At 65.7% G+C, this 12700-nt stretch carries 11 protein-coding genes; 7 read left to right on the forward strand and 4 right to left on the reverse strand.

All coding sequences use genetic code 11. The annotated features are described in order from the left end of the window. Positions 1-78: 78 nt before the first annotated feature. The 4 genes from HALKA_RS0115765 to HALKA_RS0115780 form a co-directional block, all read right to left on the reverse strand. Positions 79-2937 carry a bacterio-opsin activator domain-containing protein gene (locus HALKA_RS0115765; protein WP_018258904.1) on the reverse strand — a complete coding sequence of 953 codons (2859 nt, stop codon included), beginning with the start codon at positions 2935-2937 and terminating at the stop codon, positions 79-81. A gap of 728 nt (positions 2938-3665) precedes the next feature. Further along, complete coding sequence (locus HALKA_RS0115770; RefSeq protein WP_018258905.1) at positions 3666-4856, reverse strand: ABC transporter substrate-binding protein; 1191 nt, start codon at positions 4854-4856, stop codon at positions 3666-3668. 67 nt (positions 4857-4923) lie between these two features. Next, a complete protein-coding gene (locus tag HALKA_RS0115775; RefSeq protein ID WP_026190358.1) occupies positions 4924-5496 on the reverse strand; it encodes a DsrE/DsrF/DrsH-like family protein in 573 nt (190 codons plus the stop codon). A 2-nt stretch (positions 5497-5498) separates the two neighbouring features. Continuing rightward, a complete protein-coding gene (locus HALKA_RS0115780) occupies positions 5499-5744 on the reverse strand; it encodes a sulfurtransferase TusA family protein (RefSeq protein WP_015764169.1) in 246 nt (81 codons plus the stop codon). A gap of 248 nt (positions 5745-5992) precedes the next feature. Here HALKA_RS0115780 and HALKA_RS0115785 point away from each other — a divergent pair, with 248 nt between their 5' ends. The 7 genes from HALKA_RS0115785 (at position 5993) to HALKA_RS0115815 (ending at position 12505) form a co-directional block, all read left to right on the forward strand. Beyond that, positions 5993-7234 (forward strand): MBL fold metallo-hydrolase, encoded by a 1242-nt coding sequence (locus tag HALKA_RS0115785; RefSeq protein ID WP_026190359.1) that lies wholly within the window; start codon positions 5993-5995, stop codon positions 7232-7234. Between the two features lie 8 nt (positions 7235-7242). Continuing rightward, positions 7243-7800: a YeeE/YedE family protein gene (locus tag HALKA_RS0115790; protein WP_026190360.1), complete on the forward strand. Its 558-nt coding sequence runs from the start codon at positions 7243-7245 to the stop codon at positions 7798-7800. A gap of 184 nt (positions 7801-7984) precedes the next feature. Next, positions 7985-8446: a YeeE/YedE family protein gene (locus HALKA_RS0115795; protein WP_026190361.1), complete on the forward strand. Its 462-nt coding sequence runs from the start codon at positions 7985-7987 to the stop codon at positions 8444-8446. A 9-nt stretch (positions 8447-8455) separates the two neighbouring features. Further along, on the forward strand, positions 8456-9631 hold the full coding sequence (locus HALKA_RS0115800; protein WP_018258910.1) for an inorganic phosphate transporter: 1176 nt from the start codon (positions 8456-8458) through the stop codon (positions 9629-9631). Between the two features lie 367 nt (positions 9632-9998). Beyond that, positions 9999-10163 carry a DUF7512 family protein gene (locus tag HALKA_RS21505; RefSeq protein WP_018258911.1) on the forward strand — a complete coding sequence of 55 codons (165 nt, stop codon included), beginning with the start codon at positions 9999-10001 and terminating at the stop codon, positions 10161-10163. Further along, positions 10153-11211, forward strand: a complete 1059-nt coding sequence (locus tag HALKA_RS0115810) for a sulfite exporter TauE/SafE family protein (protein WP_018258912.1) — start codon at positions 10153-10155, stop codon at positions 11209-11211. The genes HALKA_RS21505 and HALKA_RS0115810 overlap by 11 nt, the downstream gene beginning before the upstream one ends. A gap of 34 nt (positions 11212-11245) precedes the next feature. After that, positions 11246-12505, forward strand: coding sequence for a M20 family metallopeptidase (locus HALKA_RS0115815; protein WP_018258913.1), 1260 nt, complete (start codon positions 11246-11248; stop codon positions 12503-12505). Positions 12506-12700: the final 195 nt, after the last annotated feature.

Below are 12700 nucleotides of genomic sequence, written 5' to 3' on the forward strand. Positions count from 1 at the left end.
GGCACTCAGTTAATGAGTATTAGGTGTTTTAGGGAGTATTCAGTGGTTCACTATCGAGGTGTATGGCAGTGGCCGTAGTTAACTATTGAACCTACCAGACTCCAGGAGTCCGTGTGCCTCGAACACCGCCGTGAACAGCTTCCGCTGGACGGCTCTGACGTGCTGGTAGAACGCGGGTGGGGAGATGTCGAGCATCGCCGCGAGTTCCTTGCCGTTGGTCTCTCGGGGCGACTCGAAGAACCCGCTGTAGTAGGCGGTCTGGACCACTTCCAGTTGCCGCTCGGTCATCTCGTCGAGGACAGTCGAGCGAACGTCGTGTTGTGTGGGTCGCTCGACGCTCCGTCTGGAGCGGAGTGCGACGTTCGACACCGTCTGGCCGATCAGTTCCGAGATCTCCCGCACGGTGATGCGCTCTGGCACGTCGACACGGAGTTCGGTGCCTCCCTGACTGGCGGTGACCGCCCGGAGGAGCGCGCCGTGGTCGGCCAGTTCCTGTGCGAGAGAGCGCGCCACGACGAGCCGCACGACGCCGCCGTTCTCGTCGGCGCTGACCGCCTGCACCTCGTCGACCGCCGCCATCTCGGCGGCGTGGTCGACGACGGCGTCGACCGGCGCACCCTCGACGGTGAGAAAGAGAGCGCTGCCCGCGTCGGTCTGTCGGATGCCGCCCTGATAGCTGACCGTACACCCCGCCTGGTCGGCGAGCCGCGAGAGGAGGAAGGTCGGATCGTCGACCGCGAACTCGACGCGGGTGACCGACGGCGTGAGGAGCGCGTTCTTCCGTTCGAGAGCGCTGAGCGCCGACGCGATCGTTTCGCCGAGTTCGGCGAGCACCGCCCGCGCCGTCTCGTCGAAGGCGTCCTTCGAGTCGGCGTAGACCGAGAGGACGCCGTGGCTGAGGTCGTTGTACACGAGCGGAATGCTCAGGACGGACGTGAAATCGCGCCGGAGCGCCTCCGTTCGCCAGGGCTCGTCTCGCAGTCCGGCCGCGACGTTCGTCTCCAGAGTCACGGTGTCCGTCGCCGCGGCCTGGCCGGACGGTTCGGCGTCGGACGCGCCGACGGCGAACGACTGGCAGTCGAGATACCCCTGCTCGTCGCCGGCCCAGGCCCGCGGTTCGAGGACCTCGCGTGCGGGGTCGACGGAGCCGACCCACGCGAAGCTGAACCGGTCGCCGTCGGTCAGTCGCTCACAGACCGCCCGGTCGATCTCCTCGCGGGTCTCCGCTCGCACGATCGTCCGCCCGATCTCGCGGATCGTGTCGTTGATGCGGTTCAGCGCCGACAGCTGCTCGTTCTGGCGCTGGAGTTGCCGATCTCGCTCGCGGAGCTGTGCCTCGCGGGCCACGCGATCGAGCGCCGCCTCGGTGGTCGCGGCGAACAGGTCCGCCAGCTCACGGGTCACGTCGTCGAAGGCACCGACCTCGGGCGAGGCGGCGACGAACACGCCGTGGTCACCCAGCGGGATGTAGGTCGTCCCGCGAAACTCCGTCGCCCGGTTGTCCAGTCGGTCCGCATGGTGAACGTCGTCGAAAAACAGCGTGTCGTCCGCGACGAAGCTGTGTCCCGGCAGCGTCTCGTCGTCGACCGCGACCGTCGGGAGCGGCCCATGTAGCTCTGTCGCCGACGGCGAGTACGCCGCCGGCCGAAGTTCGTTGGCCGCGTCGTCGAACAGGTACACCGCGACGGCGTCGACGCCGAGGACTGCCGGGGCGTCGTCGACGACGCGCTGTGCGATCTCCTGGTGGGTCTCCGCGTAGAGAAATCGCCGTGCAGTCCCGTGCAGCGCGGCCAGCGCGTCCTCGCGGCGCTTGCGTTTGGTGATGTCCCGACAGCTGTAGAGGAGCGTCCCGTCCTGGATCGACACCGCCCGGACGTTGACCAGGAGCGTGTGCTCGCGTCCGGCCTTGTCCGTGGCCGTACACTCGATGTTCTTGCAGACGCCACGCCGAGCCAGCTCCTCGCGGTCGAAGAGGTCCTCCCCCAGCAGCTCCTCGATGGGCTTTTGCTCGCGGATCTCCGCGGCCGTGTAGCCGAAGATGAAGTGGACGTTCGGGCAGACGTACGTGTACTCCCCGTCCTCGTCGGTCATGAGGACGGTGTCGGTCATGTTGTTCAGCGTCACTCGGTGGAGTTCCTCGGATCGGCGAAGGTCGCGTTCGAGTTCGACCCGGTCCGTGATGTCGACGGCCTCGACGACGATCGAATCGACGCTGCCGCCGTCGTCGACCGGCCGGACCGACAGGTCGAACACTCGCGACGGCCCGTCGATCGCTGCCAGCGTGACGACGGCGTGGGCGAACGCCCCGTCGACGCCACGCTCCACGAGGCGTCGCACGTCGGCCCTAGTGCGTTCGTCGCCCGACAGCCACGGGAGCGTCCAGAACGGGCCGCCCGTCTGTGCCGACGCCGCGTCGTCGCCGATCTCGCGAGCGGTCTGGTTCGCTCGCACGAGCGAGCCGTCGGGGTCGAGCACCCACGTCGCGGTCCGCGCGTCCCCGAACACCGCCTCGAACTGGCGTGCCCGTCGCTCGTGCCGGTCGCTGTCCGGCGTCGCTTCCAGCACCGCTCTCGTCCGGTCGAGGAGCGCGTCGCTCGGTCGGTCGGCCGCTTCGTCGATCACGACGTAGTCGTCGACGCCAGCGGCGATCGCGTCGCTGGCCGCCGATTCGCTGCCGTCGGCCGCGCCGACGACGACCGGGAGCGTCGGGGCCACGTCGCGAACGTCTCCCAGGAGGGCGACCCCGGTCGAGTCGGGGAGGTCGTACGCCGTGACCAGACAGTCCGGCGACTGCTCGGCGACCAGCGTGAGCGCCGCGTCGGCGGTGTCGGCCCGCAGGAGCGTCGTCCGCTCGTCGAACGCGGTCGCAGCGTCGTCGACCCACTCCGAGGACCCGACCAGCAGAATGCGTGCAGACGCGAGTGAGTCCAGAGCCATCAGCGACCGGCGAGTGAGTCGCAGGCCGTTTCGTCGTGGCGGGACGAGAGAGAGCGTCGACGACGAGCGTCGCGCGTACGTGACGTGGACATGGATGGTTGATAATTGAACCCCGGAGACAAAACGCTACGGTCCGTGGCCTACGATAGTGTTCAGATAAGCCGCTGTATTTTCTGAGTTGCAGACACGGAAAGCCCTCGGCCCGCTGGCCCGATCTGTGGCGGATATTCTCCCACCGGTCGAATAGTGCCGCCGCAGATCGGGCTACCGAGCCTCGCCCTTCCATCCGCCAGGATTCGGCTGCCTCACAGTCTGAACCCTGGTGGATGAAAGGGCGAGTGCAGTTGCGGGAACCCCGACGAAGGTGAGCCGAACGAAGAGAGGCGAACGTCGAGAGAGCTTGCTCTCTCGGAACAAGCACGCGAAGCGCGCGCAGCGAGTCGCGGGACCGCAACTGCACGAGGGCTTTCCGTGCCTGTTACTCTCTATCTCTTATCTGAACACCGCCGTGGCCTACTGGGAGCTGTCTCACCGTCGGAACGACCGCTGTACCAGACGGCAGACAGCGCGAGTAGCCCGACCAGCCAGCGTGCTGGGACACGCGATCGACGACCACGGTCGAGGTGCGCGCCGAACCGGATAGCGGTCGTACGGACGGTTGTCGGAATGTACCGGTGGGCGTCGCCACGGGGTAGACGCTCACCGGTAAGCAACGACAACTTTCCGTATCAGACGTTGCCGTTGATGATATCCGCGAGGCGCTGTCGATCGAACAGTTCGTCCTCGGAGAACGCCTCTGGGAAGTAGCCGGTCGCGTAGCGCTCGATCATGAAGAGGTTGTGAAGCGGCCCCGCGTAGATCGGACCGCCACGGAACACCCGCTCCTCCTGAACGGCGGTCAGCTGGCTGCCGACCGGATGGTCCTGCATGTACGAGAGGATCGTGTCCTCGAATTCCTCGCGGCTCTTCCCCCGCTTGTGATAGCGCAACAGCAGCGAGTCGGGATCGATCTCCAGCAGCGTTTCGTAGTCGATGGTCCCCCTGTCGGTCGTGGAGAGCCCGTCGACGCCGCTCCCCGCGAACGCATCTGACAACCCCAGCGTGTGGTAGTGCTCCTTGTTCGCACCGTTGCCCGACAGCCGATACGGCGAGAACTCTTCGGGCTCTTCGCCGGCAAAGACGAGCGCGGCGTTTGGCCGCTCGTCGGGGGCGGGGAGACGCGACTGGACCGTCGCGACCAGTTCGTCGTGCATCGACCGGATCGCTTCGAACCGGTCGCGCTCCTGAAACACCTCGGCGACCTTCTCGAAGGCCTCGTACAGCGAGTAGTACCGGTAGTCGTGCCACGAGTCCGTCCGCCGGAAGATGACGTTGCCGATGAAGGGGGCGACGTTGCTTCGGATCTCTTCGAGATCCCGCTGATCCCAGGCCTGAAACCAGTCGGTGACTGTGGAGGGATCCATGAGATGGAGGTCGGCGTCGATGTCGTAGAACGTCTCCTTCGAGATGCCGTCGTTCCAGATCTGCGTGAGCGAGTCGAGGTCGATCGAAACGCCGTCGAGCTCCTCGTAGTGGATCGTCTTGTACCGACCCTGGTACCAGATGGACTGGGCGGCGTCACCGTGGCCAAGCGCCACCATCATGTCGATGTAGTCGGCGGTAAACGGTGCGACTCTCTCCGGGACGCCGTCGAATTCGAGCGTGCCGACCGGTTCCATCGTGACAGAGTAGCGCTCTGTCTCCGGTGTCGACGTTTCCGTCGGCGTCGATGCCGCGGGAGTACTCGACTGTGTCGGTGTCGCTTCGGAACCGGACTGCTCACTGCAACCGGCGAGGAGTCCGCCGGCAACGACTGCGCTGCCGTATTTCATGTATTCGCGCCGCGTCGGTACGTCGGACTGTGTCTCGTCGCCGTCCATGAAGTTTAGGCCAGCCTAATAACACAAAAGACTTTCCATTCTTAGGAGTACCTAAAAATAGTGAGGGTCAGACGAGAAGCTGGATGTCGGCGTCGGCCATGTCCTGCAGCGCCGTCGCAGCGCCGACGCCGGTCGTGACGCCGTCGTAGAACTCCGCTTCGTCGTAGTCCATCAGATCGATCGTCATCTGGCAGGCCTGGAACTCCACGCCCATGTCGAGGCTCGTCTCGACGAGTTCCTCGATGGTGGCGGTGTCGTTGTCCGCGATCTTCTTCTCCATCATCTTCGTCGTGACGCGGTCCATGCCGGGAAGCGCGGCGACGGCGTTCGGGACGGGCATGTTGGGGTTGCCCACGGAGCTGAGCTTGAGGTCTTTCGAGCGCTCCTCGTGGAGTATCTCCAGCCCCCAGAACGTGTGAAAGACCGTCACCTCGTAGCCGAAGGCGGCGGCAGTGCTGGCGAGGATGAGCGGCGGGTACGCCATGTCCAGCGTCCCTTTGGTGGCGATGATGCTCATCTTCTTGCCGTCGTCCTCGCCGGTGGCCTCGGCGAGCGCGTCTTCCAGTTCGTCGACGCGCGCGGCGAGCTCCGCGCGAGAGGGCATCTCGTCGCCGGGCGCGTCTGGCGTGTCCGTGCTCATCGTCACTCCGTCTTGCGGACGTAGTGTCTGTACACGTCGTCGCCTTCCTCCTGGTCGAGCAGCTCGACGCCCTCGGTTCCGGAGGCCCAGCCGTCGATGTCGCTCATGCTGCCGGCGTCGGTCGCCAGCACTTCGAGGACGGCGTCCTCGGAGAGGTCGTCGATGGCGGACTTCGTTTTCACCACTGGCATGGGACACGATGCACCTTTCACGTCGAGCGTCTCCGCGATGTCGAATTCAGCACTCATAGTGTCTCTGCTCCGTTGAGTCGTATTGGAGCTATCACACAATATCGTCTTCGAGGTTAAAAGAATGTTGGTTATTGTGTGTACTACAACAGTCCATACAGTCGAAGATAGACAGAAATACCCACAAAATTCCTTTAATAGGGTTTTAGAGGGCTTCTCCGCTTCTTCCCAGACCACTATATTGTGTAGTTAGTGAAATTCTTTGCAAACCCTTTTGTGCGTCGATCCGATAGCTGGGGGTGTACGACATGAACGCCGAAGACTTCCCGACTCCCGACGCCGACGTTGCGAGCGTCGCGCCGGAGACGCTGAAGGATCGAATCGACGACGGCGAGGACGTCACGCTACTCGACGCCCGGATGAGCGCGGACTACGAGGAGTGGCGGATCGACGGCGAGAGCGTCACGTCGATCAACGTCCCCTACTTCGAGTTCCTCGACGACGAGATCGACGAGAGCGTGCTCGACCGGATCCCCGACGACCGCGAAGTGACAGTCCTCTGTGCGAAGGGCGGTGCCAGCGAGTACGTCGCGGGCACGCTCGTCGAACAGGGCTACGAGGTGGACCACCTCGAAGACGGGATGAACGGCTGGGCGAGCATCTACGAGGCCGTCGAGGTCGAGCGCTACGACGGCGCGGGCACGCTGCTCCAGTACCAGCGGCCCTCTTCGGGTTGCCTGGGGTACCTCCTCTACGACGACGGGGAGGCAGCGATCATCGACCCGCTGCGGGCGTTCACGGACCGCTACCTCGCGGACGCCGCGGAACTCCGTTCCGCGAGCCCTGCCTCGCAGGCTCGGCAGGACGCCGACGACCTCGGCGTCGACCTCCAGTACGCGCTGGACACCCACATCCACGCCGACCACATCTCGGGCGTGCGTGCCCTCGACGACGAGGGTGTCGAGGGCGTCATTCCCGAGGCGGCCGTCGACCGCGGCGTTACCTATGCAGACGAACTGACAACGGCCGCGGACGGCGACACCTTCCAGGTCGGCGACGCCACCATCGAGGCCGTCCACACGCCCGGCCACACGACCGGGATGACCTCGTATCTGATCGACGACAGCCTGCTCGCGACCGGCGACGGGCTGTTCGTCGAGAGCGTCGCTCGCCCCGACCTCGAAGAGGGCGACGAGGGCGCTCCGGATGCCGCGCGCACGCTCTACGAGTCCCTACAGGAGCGCGTGCTGACGCTGCCCGACGACACGCTGATCGGCGGAGCCCACTTCAGCGACGCCGCCGAACCCGACGACGACGGCACCTACACCGCCCCAATCGGCGAGCTCGTCGCGGAGATGGACGCGCTCACGATGGACGAAGAGGCGTTCGTCGACCTGATCCTCTCGGACATGCCGCCGCGGCCGGCCAACTACGAGGAGATCATCGCGACGAACCTCGGCCAGAACGCCGTCGACGACGAAGCGGCGTTCACGCTCGAACTCGGCCCGAACAACTGCGCCGCGAGCCAGAGCTCGCTGGCGGATGACTGAGGAGGGCGATAGTGACTGATCCACTCGCGCTTCAGGTGACCGCCGAGCTGTTTCCCAACGGGATCAGCCGCTACGCCGTCGGCGGACTGCTCGTCGGACTCGGCGCGGTCGTGATCTACGTCGGGACCGGCATTCCGGCCGGGGCGAGTACGTTCCTGGAGTCGACGCTGTCGTACGTCTCCGACCAGTCGCGGTTCCAGCAGTACGTGGGCTCGCGGGACTGGCGCGTGGTGTTCACGCTGGGCATCATCCTCGGGGCGACCCTGTTCGCGGCGACCGTCCAGTCCGGTCTGGTGTCGACGGCGCTCTACCAGCCGGGGACGACCGGGCAACTGTACGAAGTCGGCGGGGTGACGCTCTGGACGACGAACGTCCAGCCGTGGCGGCTGTTCGTCGGCGGCGTCCTCGTCGGCATCGGCACTCGGATCGGGAAGGGCTGTACGTCCGGCCACGGCGTCTGTGGCGTCGGCTCGGCGTCGAAGACCTCGCTCGTCGGCGTCGCGACCTTCCTGACGGTGGCGATCGGGACGGCACAGGTCGTCGCCGCGCTGGGGGTGAGCCCGTGATGTGCGAGACGCGAGCGCATCGAGGCGCGAACGGAGGGAGCGACACGTGGGCAGCGAGGCCGACCAGCGAGAGGCCTCGACAGACGCGAACGGGAGCGAACGGAGGGAGCGACACGTGGGCAGCGAGGCCGACCAGCGAGAGGCCTCGACAGACGCGAACGGGAGCGAACGGAGGGAGCGACACGTGAGCGACGACCGACATCCGCTGTTCGAGCCGCTGATCTTCGTCGGCGGCCTGATCTTCGGGTTCGGACTCGGGTTCAGTCAGATGGCGCGTCCGGAAGTGGTGCTGAACTTCCTCCAGTTCGAGGACTTCGGACTGCTGTTCGTCATGTTCGGCGCGGCCATCGTCTCCGGGATCGCGTTCGCAGTGATGCCCCGGATTCGGGACGCGGCACCCCTGACGGGCGACCGCTACGAGCGTCGCCTGAAGCCGTTCGACCGGAACGTCCTCGTCGGCGGAGCCATCTTCGGCGTCGGCTGGGGACTCTCGGGCATCTGTCCGGGTGCCGCGTACGCGAGCCTCGGCGTCGGCAACGTCACGATCCTCTGGGCGCTGGCCGGGATGTTCCTGGGCGCGTACGCCCAGGGCTACTGGCGGAGCCGCAGCCAGGCACGTGACACCGCCGTAACGGGCGTAGACTGACCACGTTCTATGGACCCCGCTCTCATCGCTCTCTTCGTCGGTGCAGCGCTCGCCAGCCTGTTCATGGCGTGGGTCATCGGCGCTGGATCGAGCGGCGCGACTCCCTTCGCACCAGCCGTCGGCGCGAACGCCATCGGAACGATGCGGGCCGCCTTTCTGGTCGGCATCTTCGGATTCGCAGGGGCAGTCACACAGGGCGGGAGCGTCTCGAAAGCGGTCGGGAGCGGTCTCGTGGGCGGCATCAGTCTGCCCGTCGCCGGAGTCATCCTCGTGCTCGTGCTGGGCGCGGGGCTGATGGCGGTCGGGATCGCGACGGGCTATCCGATCGCGACCGCGTTCACCGTGACGGGTGCCGTCGTCGGCGTCGGCCTCGCGCTGGGCGGGACGCCGGTCTGGCCGAAGTACCAGCAGATCGCCGCCGTCTGGGTGTTGACGCCCGTCGTCGGCGGCGGCATCGCGTTCGTCATCGCCAGCCTCCTGCCCCGTCCCGACGTTGCCGAGCGGGACAGCATCCCGGCCCTCGGAGCTCTCGTCAGTGCCGTCCTCGCGAACGTCGAGTTCAGCTTCCTCGGCGAGGGGGCCACGTCGGGGACGGTCCGCGGGCTCGGGCAACGCGTGCTGGCAGTGGACGGTCTCGCGTCGGGGATCGTCGTGACCGGCGTCGTCGCGCTGGCCGTCGCCGCCGTCGTCCGATGGGACGTTCGCCGTGACGAACGCGGCGGCCTGCGGCGCGTCCTGCTCGCGCTCGGCTCGCTCGTCGCCTTCTCCGCGGGCGGGAGTCAGGTCGGCCTCGCCGTCGGACCGTTGGTGCCCCTGCTCGACGAGATCGGGATGGTGTCGACGATGACCGTGCTCGTCGGCGGCGGGCTGGGGATGCTCGCCGGGTCGTGGACGGGCGCGCCCCGGATGATCAAGTCGCTGGCACGGGACTACTCCTCGCTGGGACCGCGACGCTCCATTTCGGCACTCGTGCCGTCGTTCCTGATCGCACAACTGGCCGTCCTGCTGGGCGTTCCGGTGTCGTTCAACGAGATCGTCGTCAGCGCCATCATCGGAAGCGGTGCCGCCGTCGGCGGACGCGACGCGGTAGACGCACGGAAGATACTCGTGACTGTGGGAGCGTGGACAGGGTCGTTCGTCCTCTCGTTCGTGCTCGCGTACGTCGCCGCGTCCCTGCTGCTGTAGGCAGGGCCGGGACACGATCCATCGTTGACAGCCACCCCGCTAGCTCTCGGTCGGTCACTCCAACGTGTGATATAGTAACAATTGAAACGGTTTACATATCGATCGCACTGCAGTCGTGCGATCGGGTGTACATTGATTTTCAATGGCTACTAGAGCGACAGCCACCGTCCGGGCGACGAGGTGCGCTTGGAACGCCGCCGAGAGGTGGATACGTTCTCCATACGTTATCGGTACTCCAGCGAAGGTTACTCGAATATAGTATTGTATAGTATCCCCAAAACCGTTATAGGGTCGAGCCGGATAGGGGAAGGTGAGCAGAAATGTGCCAACAACGAATTTCCGCGGTCGAACGTCAGAGGGAGAATCGATGGCTGGACTAGAGATACCCACGTGGGACCCCGAAACGGCAGTGCTCATCGGCGCGATCCTCTTGGAGTCGATCGTGCTGTACGTGGGCTATGGGAGTCTCGAACGACTCTTTGGCCCCTATCTGATGGAACTCCTGGTCGGAGGTGAGACGAATGCTCGATAGCCTGCTCGGCGGGTCCGGGATTCTGGGGACGAGCCCCGAAATGCTCGCGCTGTTCGTCGGATTCGGGCTCGTCGTGGGCGTCCTGTTCGGATTCTTCGGCATGGGCGGGTCGTTCCTCGTCACCCCCGCCCTGCTGATGCTCGATTACCCTGCCCCCGTTGCAGTCGGCAGCGGGATGGCGTTCGTCTTCGGGACGGCCGTCATCGCGACCCTGAAGCACCACGACCTCGGACAGGTCGACTACAAGCTGGGCGTGATCATGATTACCGGCACGACCATCGGTATCGAGGTCGGGCGCGCCAGCGTCTACTACCTCGAATCGCTGGGACTGGCTGGTGGGATCATCAGCGTCGCGTACGTCGTCTTGCTCGGCGGCGTCGGGGCGATGGTGACCCGTGACGCCCTGGGCGGTGACGGCGGGGATCGCATCGATCACGAGGCTGCTGACAAGGACCTCAGCGAGTACGAGATCCCCGACATCGCCAAAACGATTCAACGAACCGTTCGGATTCCGCCGATGGTGACGCTCCGAGGCGACATCCGCGTGTCCGCGTGGGTCATCACGGCCGTCGCCTTCGCGACCGGCCTCCTGTCGGGCTTTCTCGGCGTCGGTGGCGGCTTCATCCGGATGCCGGCGATGATCTACGCGATCGGCGTTCCCGTGCCCGTCGCCGTCGGGACGGACCTCTTCGAGATCGTCTTCTCCGGCGGTCTCGGGAGTTACCTCTACGGACAGGGTGGCGGCGTCGACCTCGGTATCGTCGCACCGCTGCTGTTGGGCAGCGCACTCGGTGCCCGTGTCGGCTCGGCGGCGACCGCCGTCGTCGACGCCGACGGCATCAAGATCTACTTCGGCGGGATGTTACTGGTCGGTGCCGTTGCCGTCGGCGTCGGCGAGGTCGGCTCCTACGTCGGGAGCCCGGCACTCGAGCTGCTCGGACTAGTGCTCGTCGTCGGCGCGGCAGTCGTCGTCGCGCTCGCGATCCTCTATACGGCGCTGTCGTCGCTGCGCGTGACGCACCGCCAGCAGACCTCCGCGGCTGACTAGCCCGTTTTTATTTCTTCCGATCGAACGCCAAGACATGACCGGCACTACGCCCGCAGAGTACGTGCGAGCCCACCGCGAGGAGCTGGTCGGACTCGCCCTCGATCTCCTCGCGATCGACACGTCGAACCCGCCTGGCGATACGCGCGAGATCGTCACCGAGATCGAACAGTTCCTCGAACCGCTCCCGGTCGACGTCGAGCGTTTTGCTGCCGATCCGGCGAAACCGAACCTCCTCGTTCGGGTGCCTGGCGTGTCAGACCACACGCTGCTGTACAACGGCCACCTCGATACGGTGCCGTTCGACGCCGACGCGTGGACACGCGACCCGCTCGGGGAGGACGCCGACGGACGCGTCTACGGGCGCGGTGCGACCGATATGAAAGGTGCCGTGGCGTCGATGCTGTTCGCGATCCGGGCATTCACAGCGACCGACGCGACTCCGCCCGTGGATCTCCTGTTCGCCTTCGTGAGCGACGAGGAAGTCGGCGGCGACGCCGGGCTGGCGGCGCTACTGGACGCAGAGATGCTCGACGCCGACGCCTGTGTGATCGGCGAACCGACCTGTACGGTAGATCGTCACGCCGTCACGGTCGCCGACCGGGGCAGCATCTGGCTGACGCTCGAAGCCAGCGGCGAAGGGGCCCACGGCTCCCGGCCAGGACTCGGCGTCAACGCGATCGATCGGCTCTACGAGGCCGTCGAGACCGTGCGCGAGCGGTTCGGAACCGAGCGACTCGAAATCGAACCGGACGTGGCAGCCATCGTCGACGAGTCCGTCGAGTACTACGCGCCGTCGATGGGCGAGGCCGTCGCTCGCGATCTGTTCTGGTACCCCTCGATCAATCTCGGAGTTCTGGAAGGCGGCGACGCGATAAACAGCGTTCCGCAGTCTGCCCGCGCCGAGATCGACGTGCGCCTGACTGCGGGTGTCCACACGCCCGACGTACTGGCGGGCATTCGAGAGTGCGTCGCCGACTGTGCTGGCATCACGATCGCCGACGTCTCCTGGAGCGTCGGCACCGCCGAGGCACCCGACAGCCCGCTCGTCGAAGCAGTCGCACAGACGGCGGCGGACGTGACGGAAACGCGGATCTTTCGACGGAGTGCGACGGGCGGTGGCGACGCCAAGAAACTCCGACACGCGGGCATTCCGACCGTCGAGTTCGCGCTCGGCACCGACACCGTCCACGCGCCCGACGAGTACGTGCCCGTCGACGTGCTCGTCGACAACGCGGTCGTCTACACGCAGCTGCCGGCGACGTGGCAGTCCCAGACCAACGAGAGTGACAGGTGACAGCTCGATCACGCTGTCGCCGGACTCCCTCATACGGTTTATTGTAGTTGCTTACCGGTGATCGTCTACTCCGTGGCGACTATCACCGGTAAATCGCTACAATAATCCGTATCAGGATGGGTCCGTCCGAACCTTTGATTCCCAGAGTCTTGGAATTGATGTACAATACTAATACGCTCGGGACCCAACGATTAC

The organism is Halomicrobium katesii DSM 19301 (genome assembly GCF_000379085.1).
Classification (GTDB): domain Archaea; phylum Halobacteriota; class Halobacteria; order Halobacteriales; family Haloarculaceae; genus Halomicrobium; species Halomicrobium katesii.

Coding starts and splice junctions, on each gene's coding strand:
- HALKA_RS21505 (WP_018258911.1), top strand. CDS start 9,999: ATGGCTGGACTAGAGATACCCACGTGGGACCCCGAAACGGCAGTGCTC.
- HALKA_RS0115785 (WP_026190359.1), top strand. CDS start 5,993: ATGAACGCCGAAGACTTCCCGACTCCCGACGCCGACGTTGCGAGCGTC.
- HALKA_RS0115780 (WP_015764169.1), bottom strand. CDS start 5,744: ATGAGTGCTGAATTCGACATCGCGGAGACGCTCGACGTGAAAGGTGCA.
- HALKA_RS0115800 (WP_018258910.1), top strand. CDS start 8,456: ATGGACCCCGCTCTCATCGCTCTCTTCGTCGGTGCAGCGCTCGCCAGC.
- HALKA_RS0115815 (WP_018258913.1), top strand. CDS start 11,246: ATGACCGGCACTACGCCCGCAGAGTACGTGCGAGCCCACCGCGAGGAG.
- HALKA_RS0115765 (WP_018258904.1), bottom strand. CDS start 2,937: ATGGCTCTGGACTCACTCGCGTCTGCACGCATTCTGCTGGTCGGGTCC.
- HALKA_RS0115810 (WP_018258912.1), top strand. CDS start 10,153: ATGCTCGATAGCCTGCTCGGCGGGTCCGGGATTCTGGGGACGAGCCCC.
- HALKA_RS0115770 (WP_018258905.1), bottom strand. CDS start 4,856: ATGGACGGCGACGAGACACAGTCCGACGTACCGACGCGGCGCGAATAC.
- HALKA_RS0115775 (WP_026190358.1), bottom strand. CDS start 5,496: ATGAGCACGGACACGCCAGACGCGCCCGGCGACGAGATGCCCTCTCGC.